Source organism: Erwinia rhapontici, from assembly GCF_012271765.1.
GTDB lineage: Bacteria > Pseudomonadota > Gammaproteobacteria > Enterobacterales > Enterobacteriaceae > Erwinia > Erwinia rhapontici.
Map to the genome: position 1 here is coordinate 731,906 of NZ_VRKO01000016.1, position 26,039 is coordinate 757,944.

Below are 26,039 nucleotides of genomic sequence, written 5' to 3' on the forward strand. Positions count from 1 at the left end.
CAGCTGGCGTCGGGTTATAACGGCGCCAAATTAAGATTATCCTTACCTATTGTTCGACCGCGCTTGAGTATTTTATCCTTATCCTGCCGCAAGTCTCTCCTGTTATCCCGTCAATTCAGCGGTTCTGATTGCATTTCGTCGTGCACATATGGCGTGAGGAATTTCTTTATTTTATCTTAAAAATCAAACACCCATTTAGCATGATGACACTCTGGATTAGGCTGGAGCTGCGAAGAACGCATAATGAAACAGAGGATAATGCTATGACCGTTATAAATCAGACTACTTGCCGCTTGTTCAACGAAGCTGGACAAATGACGCAGCTCTCTGCCTACTATGAAGAAGAACGTCGCACCATGTGGATGATGCTGCGCGCCCAACCTCGCCCAAGTTTTAATCATCAGCTGATCGAGGAGATCATGAACCTCAGCTACGCTGCTCAGCGTTCCGGTTTGAAGATTGATTTTTGGGTCACGGGTTCGCTGGTACCGACCATGTTTAATGCCGGCGGCGATCTGCGTTTCTTTGTCGAAACGATTAAAAATGGCCGCCGCGAAGCCCTGCGTGCCTATGCCCGTGCCTGCGTGGACTGCATTCATGCGGCGGCGCGTGGCTTCGACACGGGTGCTGTTACCATCGCGATGGTGGAAGGGAGCGCGCTGGGCGGTGGATTTGAAGCCGCGCTGGCGCATCACTTCATCCTGGCACAAAATACCGCCCGTATGGGGTTCCCGGAAATTGCCTTTAACCTGTTCCCTGGCATGGGCGGTTACTCACTGGTGGCACGCCGTTCCGGCATGAAACTGGCCGAAGAGTTGATCTGTGAAGGGGAGTCGCATACTGCAGAATGGTTTGAAACGCGCGGCCTGGTGGATCGCCTGTTCCAGCCGGGAGAGGGCTATCGCTGCACGCGTACGTTTATTGATACGCTGCAACCGAAGCTGAACGGTGTCAGAGCGATGCTGAAAGCCCGTCAGCGGGTGCTTCAGCTGACGCGTGCAGAACTGATGGATATTACGGAAGACTGGGTTGATTTTGCCTTTACTATGGAGCCGAAAGATATCGCCTATATGGAGCGTTTAGTCCAGTTGCAAAACCGCCACAGTGCGCAGTCATTGCTGAAAGCGGGCTAATTTATCGTTCTCAGGAAGCCGTAATGGCATGATGCCGCGTAAGCCAGTGCTCGAGTTCTTCAGCGGGCATTGGCTTCGCATACAGGAACCCCTGACGGGTATCCACACCGTTTGCCATCACAAACTCCGCTTCTTCTTCCGTCTCAATCCCTTCCGCGATCACCTGCAAGTTCAGCGCCTTAGCAACGGCAACAATCGCCCTGACCAGTGACTGAGAGACTACCTGCTGGTTTACGCCACGGATAAAGCTCTGGTCGAGCTTAATCGCATCAATCGGCACGCGTGCCAGCTGTGACAACGACGAGTAACCCGTACCGAAATCATCCAGATGCACGGCGGCACCCAGTTTCTGAAACTGTTTCATTAATGCCAGCGCCTGCTCCTCATTCTCAATCAGGCAGCTTTCGGTCAGCTCAATATCAATCGGGCAGACCTCCAGTCCGGCTTGATCCAGGGCGAGTTTCAGGTCGGTATAGATACTTTGGTCAATCAGCTGACGCGGCGACACATTTACCGCCACCCGCAGGTCAATGCCCTGTTTGCGCCAGCGCATGATTTGCTCCAGCACGCTCAGCATCACCCAGCGACCGAGTGGGATAATCAATCCTGACTCTTCGGCATAGGCAATAAAACTGTCCGGCGGCACCAGCCCACGCTCTGGGGACATCCACCGCACCAGCGCTTCCACACTGGTGACCGTGCCATCGGCATTCACTTTCGGCTGATAGTGGAGCACCAGCTGATGATGTTCCAGCGCCTTGCGCAGGTTGGTGTCGAGCCAGAGATATTCAAACACCCGCTGATTCATTTCCGCTGAGAAAATGCAGAATTTACCGCGTCCGTTCTCTTTCGCTGTGTACATCGCCGTATCAGCATTGCGGATCAGGCTTTCACGATCTTCGCCATGCTGCGGAGCAAGGGCAATGCCCACGGAGCATCCGGAGTAAACCTCAATCAGCCCGATACGGAACGGCTGCTTCAGGCGCTCAAGAATACGCGACGACATCGCTTCTAATGCGGCCTGGCTGGTGTCTTCGGCCAGCACAATAAACTCATCGCCACCCAGGCGCGCCAGCGTCTGATCTTTATCAAGGCAGCTCAAAATCGCCAGAGAAACCGCCTGTAACAGCTGGTCGCCGAACATGTGCCCGTAGGCATCATTCACTTTTTTGAAATTGTCGAGATCAAGGTAGACCACGCCAATCTGCTGGTTAGCACGTTTTTCCAGTGCTTCAGTGATTTCGTGATTGATGGCATTGCGATTCGGCAGCCCGGTAATGGTATCGGTATTGGCCAGCACGCGCAGACGCTCCTGGGCTCGGCGCTCTTCGGTAATATCCGTGCCGGAGCAAATCAGGTAGATCTCATTTTTTCCGCTGCCGCTATGGACGAATTTATTGCGGAACAGGAACAAACGCTGACCTTTCTTCGTCTTGATCCAACGCTCGACTTCATAGGAGCTGCCTTCACGGAAAAACATGCTGATATTACGCCGTGAGGCCGCCGCTTCCTGGCGTGACATAAACAGCTGAAACACATTACGGCCGATCACTTCCTGTTCTTTGAGGCCGGTGTACTCTTCACTCAGGCGGTTAAAGCGCTGGATATGACCTTGCTGATCGACGATGACAATGACGGAATTGGCTTCAGATACCACCTGTTCTGCAAATGACAGACCCAGCACCAGATCGCGCGCGACCGAGGAAGTATCTCCCCATGCTGACGCGGTCCCCGCCCAGGCAATCTGGGAGACTTTCCTGCCGACCAGATGCATGGACAGTGCATTACCGTACAACGTGATGGTGAGATTCACGCTGGTGGTGATCACCGTCATGCTGCGCAACAGGCTGGCTTGCGGGGGAGTGAGCGGGACGGCAATGTTGGTTTCGCCCCCTTCGTCTTCGGCAAAATGCAGCGCATCGCTGTCGGAGGATAAACGCCAATGAGGGCTGCTGGTGCCAAAATATGCATACAGTAGCGTCTGCCCTTGTTCATCGGTCATTTTTATCTCCCTTGGTGCTACTTTGCAGGTGGTATCTTCTTATTTTAGCAACAGTATTCGGCAAGCAGCAGAATCACAAGCTACGAAGACAATATATTTTTTTGGTGAGAATTGATATGCAGCATAAAATCCCCCGACATGGCGGTCGGGGGAGCATATTAGCAGGATAATTTGACTAAGGTGACCCCTTTGTCGGGAAAATATCCTTCAAGATAGTTGCGTTTAAAACCCTTTACTGTCAGCCGCTTACTCATCAGATATTGACTTTTTCATCGCGCAGTACGACCGGACTTTCACGAACGGTAGGTAGATCGCTGTGCAATGCGCGTCGGATGGCAAAGCATGCCGCCACCAGCATAGTGATGGCCACCAGCATAAAGAAGGCACACAGCCCGGCATTGATCTGGTTACTGATCACGATAGTCTGCATATCCGCCACGGTTTTCGCCGGGGCAATAACGATCCCCTGGTCGATACCCTTGCTGAACTTTTTCGCCTGGGCCAGGAACCCAATGGCGGGTTTTTCATGGAAAATCTTCTGCCATCCTGCCGTCATTGAGGTAATAAATAACCAGACGGTGGGCACAATCGTGACCCAGGCGTAACGTTGCTTCTTCATTTTAAACAGCACCACGGTGCCGAGGATCAGCGCCATGGACGCCAGCATCTGGTTACCGATACCAAACAGCGGCCAGAGCGTATTAATGCCGCCAAGCGGATCGATGACGCCCTGATAGACGAAGAACCCCCAGCCTGCAACGGCCACCGCGGTGCCGATAATATTGCCTACCCAGGAACGATTATTCGCCAGCGAAGGCACCACCGTACCTGCCAGGTCCTGCACCATAAAACGACAGGCGCGCGTACCGGCATCGACGGCGGTCAGGATAAACAGCGCTTCAAACAGAATGGCAAAGTGATACCAGAAGGCCATCATCGCCCGACTGTTAAAGACCTCGGTAATGATATGCGCCATGCCCACCGCAAAGGTGGGTGCGCCACCTGCGCGCGATAGCACTGACATCTCTCCGACATCACGGGCGATGGCGGTTAACACCTCCGGTGTAACAACAAACCCCCAGCTGTTGATCGCCTGACTGGCACTTTCGACGGTGGTGCCAATCAGCGCCGCCGGGGCGTTCATCGCAAAGTAGACACCGGGGTCGATCACGGAGGCACAGATCAACGCCATGATGGCGACGAAAGACTCCATCAGCATGGCGCCGTAGCCGATCATGCGGATGTGGCTTTCTCGCTCCACCAGCTTCGGCGTGGTGCCGCTGGAGACCAGCGCATGGAACCCAGAGATTGCCCCACAGGCGATAGTGATAAACAGGAACGGGAACAGTCCCCCTGAGAACACCGGGCCGCTACCATCGATGAATTTGGTCACTGCCGGCATTTTCATCTCCGGCATGGCAAAAACGATGCCAACGGCCAGACCGACAATCACGCCGATTTTCAGGAAGGTGGACAGATAGTCACGCGGTGCCAGCAGCAGCCAGACGGGAAGCACAGAGGCAACAAACCCGTAAATCACCAGTACCAGAGTCAGCGTGGTGCCTTTTAGCGTAAAGAAAGGCCCCCAGTATGGATGCAGAGCGATATCCCCGCCGTAGATAATCGCGGCCATCATCAGCACAAAGCCAATCAGCGACACTTCAGCGATTTTTCCTGGCCGCAGGAAGCGCATATACACGCCCATAAACAGCGCGATAGGCAAGGTGGCCGCCAGCGTAAACAGACCCCAGGGGCTGTTGGTCAACGCCTTGACCACCACCAGCGCCAGCGCCGAGAGAATAATAATCATCACCCCCAGTGCGCCCAGCATGGTGATCACCCCGGCGAAGGCGCCCAGTTCCTGTTTCGCCATTTCACCCAGTGAACGGCCATCACGGCGGGTGGAAATAAACAGGATCAGGAAGTCCTGCACGGCACCCGCCAGCATCACCCCAATCAGGATCCACAGCGTGCCGGGCAGAAAGCCCATTTGTGCCGCCAGCACCGGGCCGACGAGTGGGCCAGCCCCGGCAATGGCAGCGAAGTGGTGGCCGAACAGCACCCATTTGTTGGTGGGAACATAATCCAGACCGTCATTGTGACGCTCAGCGGGCGTCAGGCGACGGTCATCCAGTTCGAAAATACGACGGGCAATAAACAGGCTGTAAAAGCGATAAGCAATGCTGTAACAGGCGACGGCGGCCACCACCAGCCATAGCGCGTTCACGGGTTCGCCCCGGTTAAGCGCCAGCATGGCGAAAGCCACAGCACCTGCTAACGCCACCAGTAACCAGATCAATCCGGCTTTGACGTTCTTCATCACGTAACTCCTTGTCAGATCCATTAAGAAGAGGGACAAGTTAACCGTAATGTAAAAAAGTGTTAATGACAGGCGGTAAGTAAAGAAGTGTGAGGCGCAGGCGATTTTTTCGTTTTAGAAGGGGAAGGGCAATAACAGAGGAAAATACGGGATAGCCAACAGGCTATCCCGTTGAAGACAATCAGACAACCGGACGGGCAACGACGCTGCGGGTTTCCATACGCACTTCGGCGATGGTCACGTCAATCAGGTCGGTGACGCGGTAAGCCACATCGCCTTTGATCTGCACGGTGCCATTCTCGTTGCTGCACACCAGCTCATCACGCACCGCGTGGATGAACGGGGCAGGGATAAAGGCAACCGCACCATTTTCCTGAAGACGTACACGCATACCGCCACGGGAAACATCGATCACTTCCGCGCTGAAACGCTGGTCAGTACCGACCGATTTCTGCAGGAAACGCGAGTACAACCAGTCTCCGACATCGCGCTCTGCCATACGGTTCTGACGGCGGCGTTCGCCCATCTTCACCGTGACGTCATCCGCAGGGCGGCTGGCCGCTTCCCCTTTGATGATCGCTTTCAGCAGGCGGTGGTTCACCATATCGCCATACTTACGGATCGGAGAGGTCCAGGTTGCGTAGGCATCCAGACCAAGGCCGAAGTGTGGGCCTGGTGTGGTGCTGACTTCAGCAAATGACTGGAAGCGACGAATACGGCTGTCGAGGAACTGAGTCGGCAGTGTATCCAGCTCGCGGCGCAGCGTGCGGAAACCTTCCAGCGTGGCAATGGCTGCGGGATCTGCCGTCACACCGTGGTTCGCCAGAACGGCGGCAGCCTGCTCGGCATTCACGTCGTCGAAACCAAGGTGCACGTTGTAGATACCGAAGCCCAGCTTATCGCGCAGCACGGCAGCCGCGCAGATGTTGGCCAGGATCATAGATTCTTCAACGATGCGGTTAGCAATGCGACGATGCTCGGCAATGATATCCAGCACTTCGCCTTTCTCGCCTAACAGGAAGCGGAAGTCAGGGCGGTCTTTGAACACCAGCGCATGTGTCTGACGCCATTCGCTGCGTGCCTGGCACAGACGGTGCAGCAGACGAATCTGTTGTGCGATGGCGTCGCTTTCCGGCTGCCATTCACTGGTACCGTTAGTTTCCAGCCAGTCAGAGACATTGTCGTAAGCCAGCTTGGATTTAGATTCAATCCAGGCCGCGAAGAACTGAATGTCATCTCCCGGTGTGCCATCAGCGGCGATAGTCACGCGGCATGCCAGCACAGGACGTCGCTCATTCGGACGCAGCGAACAGATGTCATCAGACAGCTCGCGCGGCAGCATCGGAATGTTAAAACCAGGCAGGTAGTTAGTGAACGAGCGCTCAGCGGCAACCGCATCGAGTTTGCTCCCCGCGGGCACATAGGCCGTTGGGTCGGCGATCGCGATGGTCAGTTTCAGCGCGCCATCGGCGGCCTCTTCCACATACAGCGCATCGTCCATATCTTCGGTGCTGGCGCTGTCGATGGTCACGAAGGTTAGGGCAGTGAGGTCTTCACGCTCCAGTTGCTCATCCAGCATCTCTTCCGGCGTTGCCACATCCGGTGCTTCACGCTCCAGATTATGGCGAGACAGCGTCACCCACCACGGCGCCAGATGGTCATCCGCAGTGGTAATAAATTCGGTCAGTTCGGCGTAGAAACTGCGATCGCCTTTGAGCGGATGACGGCGCATCTCCGCCACTGCCCAGTCACCGGCCTGGAAGTCATGCTTCACATTACGGTCAGGACGGCACTGAATGGCGTCTCTCAGCAGCGGATGATCAGGCACAATCGACAGGCGATCGTCTTTCTTCTGAACACGGCCAACAAAACGGGTCAGGAAGGGTTCAATTAGCGTTTCAGGGTCCGCAACTTCACGATCTTTATCGGTCTGAATCACTGCGCTAACGCGGTCACCGTGCATGACTTTTTTCATAAACGGTGGCGGAATAAAGTAGCTTTTCTGTGCATCGACTTCCAGGAAGCCGAAACCTTTTTCCGTGCCTTTTACCACACCCTCAACACGCGGCGTTTGGGAGTGGAGTTTCTCTTTTAGCTGCGCGAGCAGCGGGTTATCCTGGAACATAATTTCAACGTTTTCGTGGCCTAAGAGCGGCAGACAGTTTTACGCGATTAACCGCTCCACGGCAAGTAAAAAGCCTTTTCTGACGTGGTGGTGGGCGGCCATTTTTGCGGCCGCCCGGGTCTGTCAGGCGATACGTCTTCCGGCCACAACAGGTGACAGACTGATCTTCACCGGCACCGACTTCGAGGTGGGCGTTCCGCTGCCGTCACCAAAACTGGAAAGCGGCACCAGCGGATTGGTTTCGGGATAATAGGCGGCCAGATTCCCACGCGGAATGGCATAGGGCACCAGCTTAAACCCGCTGACTTTACGGGTAATACCATCATTCCACAGCGTTTCGATATCGACGTTATCTCCGGCGGCGTAGCCCATGTTGTCCATGTCTTCCGGGTTGATAAACAGCACTTCACGCTGGCCGTAAACGCCACGATAACGGTCATCCAGCCCGTAAATGGTGGTGTTGTACTGGTCATGAGAACGCAGCGTTTGCAGCGTGAACGGCACTTCAACATCGAGCGCCGGGAACAGCGAGGTCGGCAGGGAGGCCGCGCTGAACTGAGCTTTTTCATGCAGCGTATTAAAACGCAGTTCAGCCGCCGCGTTGCCTAAATAGAATCCGCCTTTCAGATCGCATTTGGCATTGAAATCGCTGAAACCGGGCAGCGTTGCCGCAATATGATCACGAATGATATTGTAATCGTCCGCCATTCCGAGCCAGTCCACTTTGTCGCTGCCCAGTACTGCATGAGCAATGTTAGCCACGATCCAGGTTTCAGAACGCTGGGTATCGGCTATCGGTTTACCCACACCTTCTGACGCATGCACCATGCTGAAGGAGTCTTCGACGGTAATAAACTGCGGGCCACTGGCCTGAATATCCTGCTCGGTACGGCCAATCGTCGGCAGGATCAGGGCATCAATCGCGCCAGGGCACAGATGGCTGCGGTTGAGCTTGGTGCTGATCTGCACCGTCAGACCGCAGCGTTTCAGGGCCTCTTCGGTACGCGGGCTGTCCGGAGCGGCCGCAGCCAGGTTGCCCCCGAGGGCAATCAACACCTTGATTTCATCACGCAGCATCGCTTCCAGCGCCTGTACCGTGTTGTGCCCGACGTTGCGCGGTGGCTCGAAGTCAAAATGCTGCCCCAGACTATCGAGAAACGCCTGAGACGGCTTTTCATCGATGCCCATCGTGCGGTTACCCTGCACATTACTGTGGCCACGTACCGGGCAAAGACCTGCGCCTTTTTTGCCTAACTGCCCGAACAACAGTTGCAGGTTGACGATTTCGCGCACGGTATCGACAGAATGTTTGTGCTGGGTGATGCCCATCGCCCACGTACAAATCACACGTTCGGCGCTTTGGTAAATCGCTGCCGCTTCACGGATCTGCTGTTCGCTGAGACCGGACTGACTGACAATCTGTGACCACTCCGTGGCATCCACGGCGGCAAGATAAGCCTCCAGACCTTCCGTTTTGGCATTGATAAACATCTCATCGAACAGGCCTTTCTCACCCGCCGCGATCAATGCACGATGGTTCTCAGCCAGCACTTTGACCATGCCGCGCACGGCGGCCATATCCCCGCCGAGGTTCGGCTGGTAATAGGTTGAGCTGATTTTACCTGCCATGCTGGTGACCACTTCCAGCGGTTTTTGCGGATCGGCAAAACGTTCCAGCCCGCGTTCGCGCAGCGTGTTGAAGGTGACGATTTTAGCGCCGTGATCGGCCGCGTGACGCAGACTGTGCAGCATGCGCGGATGGTTGGTACCCGGGTTCTGCCCGAAGACAAAGATGGCGTCTGCATGGTCAAAGTCGTCCAGACGGATGGTGCCTTTCCCCACGCCAATACTGCGCTTCAGCCCGACACCACTGGCTTCATGGCACATGTTCGAGCAGTCAGGGAAGTTGTTACTGCCGTTCATGCGGCCGAACAGTTGATACAACCAGGAGGCTTCATTACTGGCGCGGCCGGAGGTGTAAAGCTCCATACGGTCGGGATGATCCATCGCCTTAATATGGCGTGCGATCAGGGCAAAAGCCGCGTCCCAGCTAATCGGTTCATAGTGGTCAGTGGCGCGGTTATAGCGCAGCGGCTCGGTCAGACGTCCCTGGTATTCCAGGAAGTAATCGCTCTGCTGATAAAGGGCGGCAACACTGTACTGGGCAAAGAAGTCAGCACCGATATGGCGGCGGGTGGCTTCCCAGGTCACGGCTTTGGCGCCGTTCTCGCAGAAGCTGAAGGTACTTTTGTTGTCATCGCCCCAGGCACAACCCGGGCAGTCGAAGCCCTTTGCCTTATTCATACGCATCAAATTGCGCATGTTTTTTAACACTTGTTTGCTGTCGAAGACGAAACGGGTGGTGGCTTCCAGTGAACCCCAGCCGCCCGCAGCGGCCTGGTATGGCTTAATCGCTTCTTTAAATTTCATAATGTCGCAGGCTTATGTTGAATAGTTGTTAAAAAATTATTGCTTCTTTTTGGCGATTTTGCGATCCGAGCGAAGAATTGTCTAATTGATTGCAGAGATGGTGCGATAGGTCGTGTTTATCGCGATAAGACTGGAAATGTGACGTTGGTCAAAGATTGTCCGTTGAATATCCCCATTAAGGCAGCATCCTCCGACATGCAACGCATACTTAGCCCGTGATAATGACAGCGGGAGAGACGGATGAAAGCGTTTGCCAGTAAAGTCCATGCCTTCGGTAAAGCTCTGATGATGCCGATTTCGGTGATTGCCGCCGCCGGTATTTTCTTAGGCGTTGCGGCCGCGTTGCAGAACCCGGTGATCACCGGGGATGCCTTTGCCAGCTTGCAAATACCGCAGCTGATCATTGGGTTTATCCGCAAAGTGGCGGGGGCGCTGTTTGCTAACCTGCCGCTGTTCTTTGCTGTAGCCAGCGCCATTGGCCTGGCGAAAGCAGAAAAACCCACGGCTGCCTTTACCTCGGTGATTGGTTTTATCGCCATGCACGTCGGCATCAGCGCCACCCTGGCAGCGCGGGGGCTGACGGCCGCCACCACTACCGCAGCGGCCTTGCAGCAGCAGGGGATGGATCAAACTACGGCGATGATGACCTCCGCGGAATTTATTCCCATGCTGGGCATCTTCACTTACAACATGAGTGTGCTGGGTGGGGTGATTGCCGGGCTGGTGACGGTAATGATTCATAACCGCTTTTACACCACCGAGCTACCGACGGCGATCAGCTTTTTTGGCGGGCGACGCTTTGTCCCGATTGTCACCGTGCTGGTGCTGCCGCTGGTCGGCGTTTTGCTGGCGCTCATCTGGCCGACGATCGGTGCCGGGATTGCCTGGGTCGGCGAACTGATTGGTGAGAGTGGTCAGTACGGTGCGTTTCTCTACGGCACCAGCGAACGGTTGCTGATCCCCACCGGGTTGCACCATATCCTCAATGAAACGGTGCGCTTTACGCCGATTGGCGGCATTGCCACGGTCGATGGGCAGACCATTGTCGGCGCGCTGAATATCTTTAATACCTCGCTGACGCACCCGGGTTCCGTACCGGATACCACGGTGCAGGACGCTACACGTTTTCTGGCGCAGGGAAAAATTCCGGTGATGATGTTCGGCCTGCCCGCCGCCGCGCTGGCGATGTATCACTGTGCGCGTCCCGAGCATAAGCAGCGGGTGAAAGCGCTGGTGCTGGCCGGGGCGCTGACCTCCTTTACCACCGGAATTACGGAGCCGCTGGAGTTTTGCTTCATCTTTGTTTCCCCGGTGCTTTACCTATTTCATGCTTTGCTGAGCGGCCTCTCCTTTATGCTGATGTCATTGCTGCATCTGATGATTGGCAATGTGCAGGGGGGCGCTATCGATCTGGTGGTCTTCGGCATTCTGGGGGGCAGTAAAACCGCCTGGTGGTGGAGCGTGGCGCTGGGGCTGATCTATATCCCGATCTACTATTACGGTTTTCGCTTCGTCATTCTGCGGATGCGGGTGGAAACGCCCGGTCGAGAGTCAGAAGAGGCACCTCAGGCCGTTAAGGTGACGGGGGATGAACGCACCCGCATCATTATCAGCGGGCTGGGCGGTGAGGCCAATATAGAGGATGTTGATTGCTGCTTTACCCGCCTGCGGGTGAGGGTTAAACAGATGAATGAGGTGGTCGATCATACCCTGATGAGCACCGGTGCCAATGGCATCAACCGCGTCAGCGACCACGATGTTCAGGTGATTTATGGGCCGCAGGTGGAAAAAATTGCCAATGAAGTGAAAAGTGCGTTGGGTCTGGCCTGAATGGCCCGGTATGATAGCGCCTGAGAAATGGCGCTAAGCTGCCGATAACACTGCGTAAATCTTAATACGCTGACAGGATTCACGTGCATGGACAAGATTAAAACGACGGTGGTACTGCTCTTGCCGCTGCTGTTGCTTGTAGGTTGCAAGCAACAGGAAGATGAAGGTATTACCAAGAAAATCAGAAACCTGTCTTATCTATATCAGTTTGAAGCTATCCCTGGAAAACTGAAGAGCACCCATCAGACGATTTTCGAGGATAACGGTGAAAAGCGTTATGATGGGGTGTTTAATTTCGATAAAAACGGCTGCGTGACGGATTTTGAAGTTACTAATCTTGATATCGGCAGCATCAGCGCGCGGCGGGAGAAAGACCAGCTCATCGGAGAGGAAAATGGTAAACCCCTGGTCCTTAAACTGGACAGCGAGTGTAACGTGCTGTCCAAAACCAGCGGTAATTTTACCATTGATATCGCCTACAACAAGCAGGGACTGATTTCCGGACTTTCCTCCCGCCAGTCCGATTTTCGCGTCGCGCTGACCTATGATGCACAGGGCCGCCCGATTGGACAGAAAGCGTTCAGTGGCGATCGTCAGATTTCAGAAGGCGTACAAAACTACGCGTCAGACGCCGGCGATAAACCCTCTGATTCCGTCACGAAAAGCACAACGCCAGACGGCACCCGGGAGACCACCACCCGCTGTGAATATCAGCAGGCTGTGCCTGTCAGCTGCGTGTTCACGGTGAAAACCTCCACAAGCGACACAGTGACTGAACGCCATGCAAAGCTCACCAGTGAGTTTTATTAGCAGCAGCCCGCCCATCGGGATACGCGTTCACACACTAACGAAGACAGCATCACGCCTCATTATGAACAAATCTTACTAAACTGACAGGACTCACACTGCATGGATATGATGAAGACAACGCTGGCGCTGCTGTTGCCCGCGCTGCTGCTTACAGGCTGTAAGAATGAAGAACCACAAGGGGTATCGACAACGGTCAAAAATATGTCGACGCTTTTTCGCTTCGAACCCATCCCCGGAAAGCTCAAAAGCACCCATCAGACGTTGTTCGATGCCAGCGGTGAGAAACAGCACGAAGCCACGGCCCGCTTCGATCAGCAGGGCTGTCTCACCGATGTTATCGTGACCAGCCTCTACGTAATTAACGACCGCAAAATCCACTCGAATACCAGCCTGCGGCGGGACAAAGACACGCTGGTCGGTGAGGAGAACGGTAAACCGGTATTGATGAAACTGGACGGCAAGTGCAACGTCGTATCAAAAACCCGCGGCAATTCTACGCTGAATATCAGTTACAACGACCGTGGGCTGATTTCAGCTTACTCTTCCATCCAGGATCCTCTGCGCATTGACATAACGTATGACGAGCAAGGGCGAATGGTCAGGCATAACATAAGGGAAGGGGCTCGTCTGATCAGCGATGACAAGCAGACATTTGCTACGACAGAGGCGGATAAACGGCTGGATGGGGTGATGCTCACCACCTACCCGGCCTCGACCAGAGAAATCACGACGCGCTGTGAGTATCAGCAGGGCGTTCCCACTTCCTGCCGCTATAAAATTAAAACCTCGCCCGGTGATAACGTCATTGAACGTCAGTCGACGCTGGTCAGTGAATTTTATTAGCAGCAGCCCGGCCGTCGGCACCCGCGTTCGCACACTAACGAAGACATCATCATAATGGACATTAAACAGCTCATCTATTTATGTAACCTGGAGCGAGAGCGCCACTTTGGCCGCGCTGCTGAGGCCAGCTTTGTCAGTCAGCCCACGCTTTCCATGCGTCTGAAAAATCTGGAGCGTGAGCTGGGGCTGTCGCTGATTAACCGCAGCAATAACTTTGATGGTTTTACGCCGGAAGGGGACCGCGTGCTGTCCTGGGCGCGGGAAATCGTTTCGGTGTATCAGGGGCTCAAGCTGGAAGTGGAGTCACTCAAACACGGCGTGAACGGTACGCTGCGTATAGGCGTGGTGCCGCAGTGCAGTATTTCGCTGCCTGTGATGCTGAAAGCGATCAGCGATCGTTACCCGCAGCTCGACTATCGTGTGGCGGTACTGAGCGCCGATCAGCTGCTGGATGCGCTGAACAGTCATACCGTGGATGTAGGAATTGGCTTCTTTGAGCTGGCTACACTGCGTGAGCTGCATTTCCAGGCGGAAACCCTGGACGATAACGGCATTGAGCTGCTTTATCATCCGCAGCATTTTCCTCAGTTACAGGGCGATGAGCCGCTGACACTGAAAGAAGTGGCCGCGCTACCGCTCTGCCTCGCTGAACAGACGCGCTATTTCCGCCGCTATATTGACGGGCACTTTCGTGATGCGGGGCTGACCCTGCGTGTGGTGCTTGAAACCACATCCGTCTTTCAACTGCTACAGGGTGTTCAGGTCGGGCTGGGATGTATGGTGTCGCCGGTCGGTCATCTGATTGACGGCATGACCAGCGGGTTGCAACGCCGCCGGGTGGCGATGCCGCCTATGTCCCGACAGGGGGCTGTGGTCATTGCTGAACCAGGGCGTGCTACGCCGCTGGCCCAGCATTTCTTTGATGAAGTCCGGCGCTGGTTAAAGGACTAGCGTTATTCGCCGTTAATGCCCAATCCCTGCATCAGCCGGTTACCCCAGCTGGCTGCCGCCACACTCAAAATAATATCGAATATCTGCGCACTGTTCAGACCCGCGTCTTTCAGCGGCTGAATATGGGCGGCATTCACTCTTTCCGGTGAACGTGTCAGCTGTGCTGCCAGTGAAATCACCGCCTGTTGCAGGGTATCCGCTACGCTCACAGCCTGTTCCACGCTCTCCTGTAATGCCGTCCGCCATTCGCTGCCTGCGGCATAACGTTCAAAACAGCTCACGCTGCCGTTGATACGTGAAGTGACTGCCGCAGCCAGCGAGGAATCGTTGCTGCTGCGTGCCGCCTCCAGCTGGTTGATCAGACGGCCCCAGCCATACAGTGCTTTGCCATCATGGGCAAACAGCCATGCGCCTGTTTCAAGTTCGGCCAGTGGCTGGCAGAAGGTGAGCGCTTCCAGCTGTTCCGGCGCTGCGTAGCGTAACTCCAGCGGCGGCAGCGCAGGGCGCCAGACGAGGGAATTCAGGAAGTTTTCGCTGGCGGCATCCGGTGGAATGGTCACGCCGGGCATCCAGCGTACGGGCAGCGCCATCAGGGCATGAACCCCGGCGACAACGCGTGCCTGATAACTCACAAAACCGATAATCTGACCGAGCGTGATAATATCCGGCGCGCTCAGGCCGACATCGTCAAGCCGCTGCACGGAGAGGGCATCAATCAGTGTTGGCTGGCTGGCAAGCTGGCGTGCATATTCGGTGATTTGTGTCAGGCGATGATTGCTCTCACGTGATGAGTCTGGCCCCGGAAGCGGATTGAGGCGTGCAGCATAGTGATTGCAAAGACGTTGCACCCCGGTCACCTGCGCCACCGTCAGCGCACTGCTGAGGCGATCGTACAGTGTCAGCGTATGGCTCAGGGTGGTGGTGAGTTCCGATGGGAACAACAGTTGATAGAGATCGCGCGAAGCCAGCAGTGCGGGTTGCACCTGCTGTAATAAGGTGTTCAGTTCTCCTTCTGCCTGCTGCGCCAGACCCAGCAAAAACCGGTCTTCAATAGTGGCAGCTTCAGGCATCAGCGGTGCGCGCTGGGCGGGCAGGCTGGTCTGGGTTTCATGATACCAGTGGTTGTTGCCGGTAAAGCGGCGCTGTTCCATGATCATTCCTTTTCGGGTTCAAAGGCTCGCCGGGAGGGCGCCAGGAAAAGGCACCATGACCAGCGGGCCTGAATGTCATGGTTATCCTGGCGTAAGGCGCAACACGATAGAAATAATGATCTGTGCTATCAAATAGCTGAATGGCATATACCCTTTTTTACCCGTCATACTTCAAGCCGTAGCTGCGTTGGCTGCATCCGTTCAACCTGGTCACAGAGTGATTGTTGATAATACTTAGCGGTCTCTGCGCCAGGCATCAGCCGTCAGGGCTTCACCAAAATGGCTGGAGATAAGACGCTTCGTCAGGTCATGCAGCGGGCAGGCCAGCACATCGGCCGTGCTGCCGCGTTCGACAACTTCACCCTGGTGCATGACCAGCACCTTGTCGCTGATATGTTTCATCATTCCCAGATGCTGAGTGACGTAAATATAGGCGATCCCGTGTTTATCCTGCAGTTCCAGCATCAGGTTAATCAACTGAGACCGCATCGACATATCCAGCGCCGCCAGCGCCTCATCAGCAACAATCACTTTAGGCTGTAAGATCAGGGCGCGCGCCAGCCCGATACGCTGCTTCTGACCGGGGGCCAGCATATGGGGGTAGTAGGATGCGTGATCGCGCAGTAACCCGACCTGGCGCAGCGTGGCGATAATGCGTTTCTCCCGCTCGGCGGAATTCAGCTCAGTATTCAAACGCAGTGGAAAATCGAGGATCTGGCTGATGCGCTGACGCGGGTTCAGCGAGGTTGACGGGTCCTGGAAAATCATACGAATGCGCTGGCTGCGGTAACCGTAATCACCGTACTCCAGCGCATGGTCGTCAATCACGATCTCTCCGGCCGTCGGTGCGATCATGCCACTGAGCATTTTTGCCAGTGTCGACTTGCCTGAACCGTTCTCACCAATTATCGCCAGCGTCTGACGTTCCTGTAACGTAAAGCTGATCTCTTTGACCGCCTCGACGTGCTGACGTCTGAACAGACCGGTGCGGTAGCGATAGGTTTTACTCAGATTGCGCACTTCCAGCAGTGTATCAACCATTACTGACTCTCCATATTCAGCGGGAAGTGGCAGGCAAAAAGATGGCTTTTGCTGCCTGAAAGGCGCGGCGTTGCCATACAGTCTTTTTGCGCGTAAGGACAGCGTGGGCCAAGGCGGCAACCAATCGGCAGGTGTTCCAGCGAAGGAATGGTGCCTGGCAGCGTATTCAAACGACTCTTGTGCGGCAGAGAACGACCAAAATCCGGCATGGCGCGGATCAGGGCCTGAGTGTAGGGGTGGTGCGGCGCTGTAATCAACTCTTCGCTGACGGCGGTTTCAACGGTCTGTCCGCAGTACATGACGTTAATCCGATCCGCCCAGTGGCTGAGCATTTGCAGGTCATGACTGATCAGCAGAATAGTGGTGTTGTTATTCTGGTTCAGACGCGACAGCAGGCGGAAAATCTGCGCCTGCGTGGTCGGTTCCATGGCGTTGGTCGGTTCATCGGCAATCAACAGGCGCGGCTGATTGGCCAGCGCAATGGCAATCATCACTTTCTGGCATTCGCCATCTGTCAGCTCGTAAGGGAAGCTGCTCATGATGTCTTTATGATCTTTGATCCCCACGCGGTGCAGCAGCTCAATGGCACGGCGGTGGCGCCAGCCGAAGCGCTGATACCAGCGGCCTTTCCATGTCCAGCCGGGGATCGCCTGTTTTAACTGGGTGCCGATACTCTCAGATGGGTCAAGGCACGACTGCGGCTCCTGAAAAATCATCGACACATTATGGCCGACGATCTTACGCCGTTCACGCGGCGAGAGGTGCAGCAGATCGATATCATTAAAGCGCATACGGTCGGCGGTGACGCGCCAGTTGTCGTTAGTGACGCCACAAATCGCTTTGGCAATCAGACTCTTCCCCGAACCTGACTCACCCACAAGGCCGCGAACCTCGCCTTCCGTCAGCGTAATACTTACCCGATCCACGGCTTTGACCGGGCCATCGGCCGTCATAAATTCAATGGTCAGGTTACGAATATCGAGTAGCGGCATTATTCAACTCCCGCATCGATGGCACGGCGTACACCGTCACCCAGCAGGTTAACGATCAATACGCTCAACATAATGGCTGCACCGGGTAACATCACGGTCCAGGGCGCAACATAAATCAGTTCCAGCGAATCGCCCAGCATGGCGCCCCATTCTGGAGACGGCAACTGTGCGCCAAGATCGAGGAAGCCGAGAGCGGCAATATCGAGAATGGCCATCGACAGGGCGCGGGTAAACTCCGTCACCAGCAACGCCAGAATATTGGGCAGAATGGCGTACCACAGAATATCCAGACTGCTGGCCCCATCAAGGCGCGATGCCACCACATACTCTTTTTCCAGTTCGTCATGCACCGCACTGTAAATAGCGCGCACCAGACGCGGCAGGATGGCGAGGTACACCGCCAGCATGGCATGTTCCAGCCGCGGCCCGAGAAACGCGACGACGATTATCGCCAGCAGCAGAGAGGGGATCGACAGGAGTGTATCGAGCACATGATTAAGCGCCGCAGAGCGCAACCCGTGGGTCAGACCGGCCAGCACACCGAGCACCATGGCGCAGACGGAAGCCACCAGGGTGACGACAATCGCCGAGCCAACGGTGGGAGCAGCACCGCCCAGCAGGCGGCTTAACAGGTCGCGGCCCAGGTCGTCGGTGCCGAGGAAGAAGGAGACATCGCCGTAATGCGACCAGGACGGCGGCAGCAACTGATAGCCGAGAAATTGCTGATCAAGCCCGTAGGGGGCGATCAGGCCGCCGAAAATGCACAGCAGCAGCACGGCGATAAACGCATAGAAGCCGATCATCGCCGTGGTGTCACGGTAAAACAGCCCCCAGGTATGACGAAGGGGGCTGGGCGGTCGCTTCTCAGCGTAAATATTATCGGTGGGCATGAGTTTTCACTTCAATTCTTCTGGGTGTGTTGTCGTCTGCTATGGTTTTTTGATTCATATCATAACCTTAGTCTGCATCATCCCTTGATCGTCTCGTCATGTCAGTTTTTTTATCTCAGGCGACGTGACAATTTTCACTGTGCTCGCTGAAAAGCACAGCCTGTAACGATCAGCATAGGCGATTATCCTTCGATATCACTGTCGCAAGCAAGGGAACTCCGGCAGCAATTTATCCTCCTCACGGCACGAATGCTTCTCGGGTCTTATCGGTATCTGTTTCGGTCGAACGGTAGCCGTTTTAGTCGCCGCGTGCCGATAGTTTGCACAATCGAGCAGTCATCAAAATTTTGATTATCTTCATAACACATCCATTGTGATGGTTAAGATGAAAATGGCCCCAAACCCGAGGCCAGATTGTCATTATTGATAATCCTCTGCATCAGGGATAGGGACTGAATAGTCACGGGGATTGAAGGGGTAGGGCACACCATTGACTATTTTGAACTCCGACATAATAAACCGGTTTATCATCCTCTTCGTGGGAGAACGCAAAGCGATATCAACGTTTACCTCTCCCTGGTCAGGGAATTTATAGTAGGTTTCTGGAATACAGATTTCATTGTTATCGATAGTTAAGGCGGGAAAATCCCTGTTGAAACCAGACCGTTCCGGTGCGTTTCGATCTCTTATAGAAAGGAAGTGAACGTAATAATCACCAGGATTTTCAACCTGAAAACAGAATCCGGCAGGGGGCCTGGAAACCTGCGCTATTTCATAGTGGGGAGTATAATCACCTAACAACCAACACCCTGTTAGAAGCAAAGATAACATGGCTGGAAGCAGCATTTTTTGTAACTTCATTACAAGCTCCATGGGAAGGACCTCAGCGTGTATTGATACTGGTGAATTAATTCCTGATCAGATAATTCGCTACAGTTAGTACATAAAGTATTGGACTTCCAGTCATCACGCCTTTTGGTACTTGCAAGCAGGGAATAATCTGCAATAATTGCCGCCTGCTGCTCCATGCGGTATGTACTCAGTGGCCAACTGTTTAACGAATAGTGATAGTCTACGGCCCAACTTATCAACCCTCTCAACTTAACCTTCATACCGTGTTGATACTGCCAAACGTGTGATAACTCATGAATAAAGATGTGTTGGAACAATATTGCAGCCCGCGAAAAATCAGGACTATAGTATTTTTTAAAATACATCTCTCCATTGGGTGACATCGATGTTCCCATACTCTGCAAGCCAAAAGGTAGGTAACTGCCTTTATGTATCCACACCTTCGCGTAATTAATCGTGTCACGAAAAATCTCTCGCGCCATCTTAAGCTCACCCGGTGTCATCAGGCGCAGACTGCCATCCTTAGTTCCCTTATCAAACATAACCGTTCCTTGTTTCATCCATGGTAATTACCTTGTCAATATAGCAAATTCATTTCTTGCATCTTCATAACATATAGAGCGTGATCCTTAAGGTGAAAATGGCCCCGAAACAGGGCCTGGTTTTCTACTCTTTCTCGCGCATATAGTCAGCAGTAGGCACTGAGTATTCACGAGGAGTGAAAGGCTGCGGCTCACCATCGACCATTCTGAATTCAGACACAATATAGCGACGTATCATCATTGTTTTCGTGGGTGACATTAGAGAAATGACAACGTTTATCTCACCGTATGCACGGAATTGATAGTAATCCCTTGGGATGCAAAAATTATTTTTAGAAATGGTTAAGGCAGGTAGCTGCCTGTTGAAACCAGACATCTCGGGTGCATCTCTATCTCTGATTGCGAGGTAGTCGACATAATAATTCTCAGCATTTTTAATCTGGAAGCATAACCCATTATTCACTCTGAATGCTTCGCCGACCTCATATTGAGGTAGCTGTTCCCCTAATAACCCACACCCAGTAAGTAAAGGGAAAAATAGGGTGGTAAATAGTGATTTTTTTATTGTCATTAACGGATTCATGGGAATGCCCTTAACGTATATTTATACTGCTGCATTAACTCCTCAAAAGATAAGTCATCACAGTTAGTACATAATCTATTCATTCTCCAGTTAGTATGCCCGTTGAATTGTGTAAGGAGATAATAATCTGCAATGATTGATGCCTGCTGTTCCATACGAGAGGTACTCAGTGGCCAGCTGTCTAGAGCATATTTATAGGGCGCAGCCCAGTTTATCAGCCCCCTTAATTTAACATTCATACCGTGCTTAAACTGCCATACGTGAGACAGTTCATGAATGAAGGTGTGCTGATACAAAAAGTGAGCCTTTGAATAATCAGAACTGTAATACTCTCGAAGGTACATCTCTCCATTGGGTGACATTGATGCTCTTTTAAGTTGCAAACCAAAAGGCAGATAACTGCCTTTATGTATCCACACCTTTGCGTAATTAATCGTGTCACGAAAAATCTCTCGCGCCATTTTAATCTCGCCCGGCGTTATCAGGCGCAAACTGCCATCCTTAGTATCCTTATCAAACATCGTTAATCCTTGGTTCATCCGTGATCCATTCCTGGCAAGCATAGCAAATACACTTTGTACTAAACAGGTTGTGAGGTGTAATTTGCCTGGTGTGTCACGTTGGCCTTCAATGGCCGGAAAAAAGAAGGGGTAACTAGAAAGGGGTATACCCCGCCAGCTTTAAGACGTAGCGGGATATTTACATAGCGGCAGTCAAACGAATTTAATATTGCGGTGTTCAGGTTAATGAGTTGAACAACGCATAAGCACTATTGTTATTAACGCAGCGCATACCACTCTTTATGCTTCAGCGGATTGGTCATGGCGCCTAAAATATCGGAAAGCACGTTAACGGCAATCACCAGGCTGCCCACTACCATCACGCCTGCGGAAATAGCGGCATAGTCCTGTTGGCGAATGGCATTAATCAGCCAGCGTCCCAGTCCAGGCCAGCTGAATACCACTTCGGTGATCATCGCCAGCGTCAGCATGGTTGAAAATTGCAGGCCAAGGCGAGGGATCACCGGTGGCAGGGCGTTATGCAGGACGTGGCGGCGAATAATGGTAAACAGTGACAACCCACGCGTGGCCGCTGCTTTCACGTAATTCTGCTCCATCACTTCACGGGTGCTGATACGCAGCAGACGGATCACCTCCGTAGTGGGGGCAACGGCCAGCGCCGTCACTGGCAACACCATATGTTTCAGTGCGCTGATAATCATTTCATGGCGCCACGGTGAATCGGTAATCCAGGCGTCGATCAGGGCGAATCCGCTAACATGCTTTACCGGATAGAGCAGATCAAAACGACCGGACACCGGGAACCAACCGAGATTCAGTGAGAAAAACAGCGTTAACAGCAGTGCAAGCCAGAATACAGGTAATGAAAATCCGAGCAGCGCCACGGCGCTGATCGCTTTGTCCTGCCACTTGTTACGCATCACGCCTGCGGCAATCCCCAGCGGTATCCCCACCATCAGCGCCACGCTAAATGCCATAAAGCAGAGTTCCAGCGTGGCAGGGAAAACCTCGCGCAGTTGCAGATTGATCGACTGGCCGTTAATGCTGGAAACGCCAAAATCGAGCTGCAAAATCCCTTTAAACCAGAACAGCCAGGCATCCAGTAAAGACGCACCCTGCAACGGCGCGTGTGGCGTAAAGTAGCTCAGGCTGAAGCCGAGCAGCGTCAACATAAACAGCGTTACGGCAAACAGCACCAGACGGCGCAGCGTATAGATAATCACGGTGACTTCTCCTCGCCGCCATCGCGGTAAACACCGGCAAATGAGGCATTGCCAAACGGACTGAGTACCAGCCCTTTAATATCGTAGCGATAGGCCTGCAAACGCAGAGAGTAGGCCAGCGGCAGAACCGGCAGCTCCTGAGACAACATCGCCTGGGCGCGGTCATAATAATCGATGCGGTTTGCCAGTTGCTGCGACAGCAGCGCCTTGTGCAGCAATTCATCAAAGCCAGAGTGGCACCAGTGCGCATAGTTAGTCTGGGAAGCAATTGCCGCACAGCTCAGCAACGGACGGAAGAAACTGTCCGGGTCATTACTGTCCGTTGCCCAGCCGGTCAGCGTCAGGTCGTGGTTCATCTCCATAAGTCTGGCTTCCTGGAAACGGCCTTCAACCTGCACGATGGTCACGCGAACGCCAACCTGGGCGAGATCTGCCTGAATCAACTCGGCAGTCTTCATCGGGCTGGGATTCCATGACTGGGATGCCGAGGGTACCCACAGATTGAGGTGGAGATCGTCAATGCCCAGTGCCTTAAGCTGATCGCGGGATTTTTGGGGATCGTAAGGGGTCACGCGCGCATCGGTATCATAAGCCCAGGAAGCACGCGGCAGAATCGAAGCAGCGGTTTCTGCGGTACCGTAATAAATCGACTCCATCAAACGTTCGTTATTGATCGCCAGCGCCAGTGCCTGGCGTACCTCTGGGCGATCGAGCGGGGCTTTGCGCGTATTGAATGCCAGATAGGCAATATTCATTCCCGGCCGCAGCGTCAGTCGGAGGCGTGGATCATCGCGCAGGATAGAAAGCTGGCTGGCGGCAGGGTAGGCCAGCACATCGCATTCGCCGGTGAGCAGTTTGGACAACCGCCCGGTACCGCCCGCACTCATATCAATCACCACCTGTGACATGCGCGGCTTGCCCTTCCAGTAGGCGTCGTTACGTTGCAGGCGTACATACTGCCCGGCGTGATAATCGTTCAACATAAAGGGTCCGGTGCCGACCGGTTCACGGTCCAGCTGCTCCTGACGGTCCACTTTGGTGAGTTGGTCTGCGTACTCGGCCGACAGAACTGGCGCGTAGTGTGTTGCGAGATGCCAGAGGAATGAGGCGTCCGGGCTGTTAAGACGGATTTCGACGGTGTTTTTATCGATCTTTTTCACGCTCTGCACGGCGTCAGAGAACTGGAGGCTGTCAAAATAGGGATAGCTGCCGCCGTTGACGTTATGCCACGGATGCTGGCGATTAAACACACGCTCAAAGCTGAACACCACATCATCAGCGTTCATGGTACGGGTTGGCGTGAACCATGCAGTATGCTGGAAGGGCACTTTTTGGCGCAGATGGAAACGGTAGGTCGCGCCGTCGTCCAGCACTTCCCAGCTTTCAGCCAGCTCCGGCATCAGCCGATAGGTGTAAGGATCAACATCGAGCAGGCGATCGTAAAGCTGGGCGGCGAGGGTATCCACCACCAGCCCACTACTGGCCATCTGCGGATTAAACGTATTCATTACGCCATTGACGCAATACACGAAGCCACTCTGGCGAATATCACCAGGCGTGGATGACCATACAGGGGTACTCAGCGCGCTAAGGCTGAGAAGCAAAATTGAGAATAATTTGCGCATAACTCTTCTGAAAATTCAGGCAATAAACAGAGTGTACCGCACTCGGAGGCTGCACCCAAAGTTTGCGAGGGCGAGGGGAAGAAAAATGCCCACAAGCGGTTAAGGGGGGTTAATAATAAGCCTGAACTTGTTATGGAAATGAGAAAGATTCTCAACAAAGTGCTTTACAGATCGGCTTGAGAATGATTATTATTCCCCTGCGCTTCAACGGTGGCTCTACCGTGGAAGAGCACGACATTGCTCACATTGCTTCCAGTATTTTTAGCCCGCCTTGAGCGGGCTTTTTTTTGCCTGATTTCCCGGGCCTCAATCTTCACTGACACTGATATCATGCTTCTTTAACATGGCGCGCAGCTGATGATAGGTCACGCCCAGCAGCTCGGCAGCCCGGCGTTGATTAAAGCGAGCCTGAGTCAGCGCTTTTTCTACCAGCATTTTTTCCTGTTGATACTGCCAGTGACGTAAATCAAGCGGCAGGGCGGGCAGCGCATCATCACCCTGTGGTTCTGTCGTGACGGCAGGTTCCACACGCTGGAAGGGGTTAAGAATGATGTTGTCGAGTGGATCCTCGATGCTGGCATGGCGATAGACCGATCGCTCCACCACGTTTTTCAGCTCACGTACGTTACCCGGCCAGCCATAGCCCAGCAGGCGTTGCTCCGCTGCCGGGGTAAAACCCGGAAACAGCGCCAGGCCCAATTCGCGGCACATCTGGATGGCAAAGTGCTGTGCCATCACCAGGATGTCGCTACGGCGTTCGCGCAGCGGAGGCAGCTGCACCACATCAAACGCCAGCCTGTCGAGAAGATCGGCGCGGAATTTTCCCTCACGGGCCAGCAGCGGCAGATCGTCATTGGTGGCGCACACCAGCCGCACGCTGACCTGCAACGGCTGACTACCGCCAACGCGTTCCAGTTGGCCGTATTCAATGACACGCAGTAATTTCTCCTGCACCAGCATCGGCGCCGTTGCCAGTTCATCAAGAAACAACGTGCCGCCATCGGCACGTTCAAAGCGCCCCAGATGGCGCTTTTGCGCGCCGGTAAAGGCGCCTGCTTCATGGCCGAACAGTTCTGAGTCCAGCAGGTTTTCATTCAGTGCGGCGCAGTTCAGCGAAATAAACGGCCCCTGCCAGCGGTCAGAGAGGTAGTGCAGACGGCTGGCAATCAACTCTTTACCTGTGCCGCGTTCGCCGATGACCAGCACGGGCTTATTTAGCGGTGCCAGACGGGAAACCTGCTCCAGCACATCAATAAAGTTATTCGACTCGCCAAGCAGGGTATCAGGATTTTCACTCATCATTAATTTCACCAAGTGTTAGTGATAAAAACCACTTTAGTCGCTGCATGTCATCCTGTAAAGCGATGCACTCATTGAAAATCAATAAGATAAAAACTGGCACGCCTTTTGAATAGTGTTATGCAGCAAGAACAACAGACACTAACTCAAGAGGATTTTGATTATGGGTATTTTTTCCCGCTTTGCCGACATCGTGAATGCCAATATCAACTCGCTGCTGGAGAAAGCGGAAGATCCGCAGAAGCTGGTGCGCCTGATGATTCAGGAGATGGAAGATACGCTGGTTGAAGTTCGCTCCACCTCAGCCCGCGCGCTGGCAGAGAAGAAACAGCTGCTGCGCCGTATTGATCAGGCTGAAAGCCAGCAGGCAGAATGGCAGGAGAAAGCCGAACTGGCCCTGCGTAAAGATAAAGACGATCTCGCCCGCGCTGCGCTGATGGAAAAACAGAAACTCACCGACCTGACCGCCTCATTGCAGCAGGAGGCCAGCCAGGTTGAAGAGAGCCTGACCCGCATGAAAGGGGAAATTGGTGAACTGGAAAGCAAACTGAGCGAAACCCGCGCCCGCCAGCAGGCGCTGACGTTACGCCATCAGGCAGCATCTTCTTCGCGTGATGTTCGCCGTCAGCTCGACAGTGGTAAAATTGATGAAGCGATGGCGCGTTTTGAATCGTTCGAACGCCGCATCGACCATATGGAAGCTGAAGCCGAAAGCCACAGTTTCGGAAAAAAGAAAACGCTGGACCAGGAGTTTGCTGAGTTACAGGCTGACGATGAAATCAGCCAGCAGCTGGCGGCGTTGAAAGCGAAAATGAATCGCAGTGAGTAACGGAACTGGCCACGGCAGTGGCCAGAACAGTTAAGCTTAACCTTCAA

Annotated in this window: 21 protein-coding genes; 6 read left to right on the forward strand and 15 right to left on the reverse strand. The window is 53.9% G+C overall.

Features of this window, described 5'->3' with window-relative positions:
• Window positions 1–263: 263 nt before the first annotated feature.
• Complete coding sequence (locus FVB43_RS20390; protein WP_133845083.1) at window positions 264–1,133, forward strand: crotonase/enoyl-CoA hydratase family protein; 870 nt, start codon at window positions 264–266, stop codon at window positions 1,131–1,133.
• Window positions 1,134–1,143: 10 nt separating this feature from the next.
• Here the strand turns inward: FVB43_RS20390 and pdeR are convergent, their stop codons facing one another.
• The 4 genes from pdeR to FVB43_RS20410 form a co-directional block, all read right to left on the reverse strand.
• Window positions 1,144–3,135 (reverse strand): cyclic di-GMP phosphodiesterase, encoded by a 1,992-nt coding sequence (gene pdeR, locus FVB43_RS20395; RefSeq protein WP_167864631.1) that lies wholly within the window; start codon window positions 3,133–3,135, stop codon window positions 1,144–1,146.
• Between the two features lie 253 nt (window positions 3,136–3,388).
• Complete coding sequence (locus tag FVB43_RS20400; protein WP_159337174.1) at window positions 3,389–5,455, reverse strand: carbon starvation CstA family protein; 2,067 nt, start codon at window positions 5,453–5,455, stop codon at window positions 3,389–3,391.
• Window positions 5,456–5,636: 181 nt separating this feature from the next.
• The gene (locus FVB43_RS20405; protein ID WP_133845077.1) at window positions 5,637–7,580 is read right to left on the reverse strand and encodes an exoribonuclease II; all 1,944 of its coding nucleotides are present in this window, start codon (window positions 7,578–7,580) and stop codon (window positions 5,637–5,639) included.
• A gap of 123 nt (window positions 7,581–7,703) precedes the next feature.
• Window positions 7,704–10,010, reverse strand: coding sequence for an FdhF/YdeP family oxidoreductase (locus FVB43_RS20410; protein ID WP_133845074.1), 2,307 nt, complete (start codon window positions 10,008–10,010; stop codon window positions 7,704–7,706).
• 240 nt (window positions 10,011–10,250) lie between these two features.
• Between FVB43_RS20410 and FVB43_RS20415 the strand changes: the two genes are divergently transcribed.
• The 4 genes from FVB43_RS20415 to FVB43_RS20430 all read left to right on the forward strand — a co-directional run bounded on the left by FVB43_RS20415 (window position 10,251) and on the right by FVB43_RS20430 (window position 14,444).
• Window positions 10,251–11,840: a PTS transporter subunit EIIC gene (locus FVB43_RS20415; RefSeq protein WP_167864632.1), complete on the forward strand. Its 1,590-nt coding sequence runs from the start codon at window positions 10,251–10,253 to the stop codon at window positions 11,838–11,840.
• A gap of 87 nt (window positions 11,841–11,927) precedes the next feature.
• Window positions 11,928–12,650: a YnfC family lipoprotein gene (locus FVB43_RS20420; RefSeq protein WP_167864633.1), complete on the forward strand. Its 723-nt coding sequence runs from the start codon at window positions 11,928–11,930 to the stop codon at window positions 12,648–12,650.
• A 99-nt stretch (window positions 12,651–12,749) separates the two neighbouring features.
• Window positions 12,750–13,493: a YnfC family lipoprotein gene (locus FVB43_RS20425; RefSeq protein ID WP_167864634.1), complete on the forward strand. Its 744-nt coding sequence runs from the start codon at window positions 12,750–12,752 to the stop codon at window positions 13,491–13,493.
• A gap of 54 nt (window positions 13,494–13,547) precedes the next feature.
• Window positions 13,548–14,444 carry a LysR family transcriptional regulator gene (locus tag FVB43_RS20430; protein WP_167864635.1) on the forward strand — a complete coding sequence of 299 codons (897 nt, stop codon included), beginning with the start codon at window positions 13,548–13,550 and terminating at the stop codon, window positions 14,442–14,444.
• 2 nt (window positions 14,445–14,446) lie between these two features.
• Here FVB43_RS20430 and FVB43_RS20435 read toward each other — a convergent pair whose 3' ends face one another.
• The 11 genes from FVB43_RS20435 to pspF form a co-directional block, all read right to left on the reverse strand.
• The gene (locus tag FVB43_RS20435) at window positions 14,447–15,595 is read right to left on the reverse strand and encodes a CMD domain-containing protein (protein WP_159337170.1); all 1,149 of its coding nucleotides are present in this window, start codon (window positions 15,593–15,595) and stop codon (window positions 14,447–14,449) included.
• Between the two features lie 234 nt (window positions 15,596–15,829).
• Window positions 15,830–16,636, reverse strand: a complete 807-nt coding sequence (gene sapF, locus FVB43_RS20440; RefSeq protein WP_133845064.1) for a putrescine export ABC transporter ATP-binding protein SapF — start codon at window positions 16,634–16,636, stop codon at window positions 15,830–15,832.
• The gene (gene sapD / locus FVB43_RS20445; protein WP_133845062.1) at window positions 16,636–17,628 is read right to left on the reverse strand and encodes a putrescine export ABC transporter ATP-binding protein SapD; all 993 of its coding nucleotides are present in this window, start codon (window positions 17,626–17,628) and stop codon (window positions 16,636–16,638) included. The genes sapF and sapD overlap by 1 nt, the downstream gene beginning before the upstream one ends.
• Window positions 17,628–18,518 carry a putrescine export ABC transporter permease SapC gene (sapC, locus tag FVB43_RS20450; protein WP_167864636.1) on the reverse strand — a complete coding sequence of 297 codons (891 nt, stop codon included), beginning with the start codon at window positions 18,516–18,518 and terminating at the stop codon, window positions 17,628–17,630. The genes sapD and sapC overlap by 1 nt, the downstream gene beginning before the upstream one ends.
• Window positions 18,519–18,938: 420 nt before the next feature.
• A complete protein-coding gene (locus FVB43_RS20455; protein WP_167864637.1) occupies window positions 18,939–19,379 on the reverse strand; it encodes a putative T6SS immunity periplasmic lipoprotein in 441 nt (146 codons plus the stop codon).
• Window positions 19,379–19,912, reverse strand: coding sequence for a type IV secretion protein Rhs (locus tag FVB43_RS20460; protein WP_167864638.1), 534 nt, complete (start codon window positions 19,910–19,912; stop codon window positions 19,379–19,381). Before FVB43_RS20460 ends, FVB43_RS20455 begins: the two co-directional genes overlap by 1 nt.
• A 124-nt stretch (window positions 19,913–20,036) precedes the next feature.
• Window positions 20,037–20,495: a putative T6SS immunity periplasmic lipoprotein gene (locus FVB43_RS20465; protein WP_167864639.1), complete on the reverse strand. Its 459-nt coding sequence runs from the start codon at window positions 20,493–20,495 to the stop codon at window positions 20,037–20,039.
• Window positions 20,492–21,034, reverse strand: a complete 543-nt coding sequence (locus tag FVB43_RS20470; RefSeq protein ID WP_242462170.1) for a type IV secretion protein Rhs — start codon at window positions 21,032–21,034, stop codon at window positions 20,492–20,494. The genes FVB43_RS20465 and FVB43_RS20470 overlap by 4 nt, the downstream gene beginning before the upstream one ends.
• 239 nt (window positions 21,035–21,273) lie before the next feature.
• The gene (sapB, locus tag FVB43_RS20475; protein WP_167864640.1) at window positions 21,274–22,239 is read right to left on the reverse strand and encodes a putrescine export ABC transporter permease SapB; all 966 of its coding nucleotides are present in this window, start codon (window positions 22,237–22,239) and stop codon (window positions 21,274–21,276) included.
• Complete coding sequence (sapA, locus tag FVB43_RS20480; RefSeq protein ID WP_133845040.1) at window positions 22,236–23,864, reverse strand: ABC transporter substrate-binding protein SapA; 1,629 nt, start codon at window positions 23,862–23,864, stop codon at window positions 22,236–22,238. Before sapA ends, sapB begins: the two co-directional genes overlap by 4 nt.
• Before the next feature lie 306 nt (window positions 23,865–24,170).
• A complete protein-coding gene (pspF, locus tag FVB43_RS20485) occupies window positions 24,171–25,166 on the reverse strand; it encodes a phage shock protein operon transcriptional activator (RefSeq protein WP_133845038.1) in 996 nt (331 codons plus the stop codon).
• Between the two features lie 160 nt (window positions 25,167–25,326).
• Between pspF and pspA the strand changes: the two genes are divergently transcribed.
• Complete coding sequence (gene pspA, locus FVB43_RS20490; protein WP_133845036.1) at window positions 25,327–25,992, forward strand: phage shock protein PspA; 666 nt, start codon at window positions 25,327–25,329, stop codon at window positions 25,990–25,992.
• Window positions 25,993–26,039: the final 47 nt, after the last annotated feature.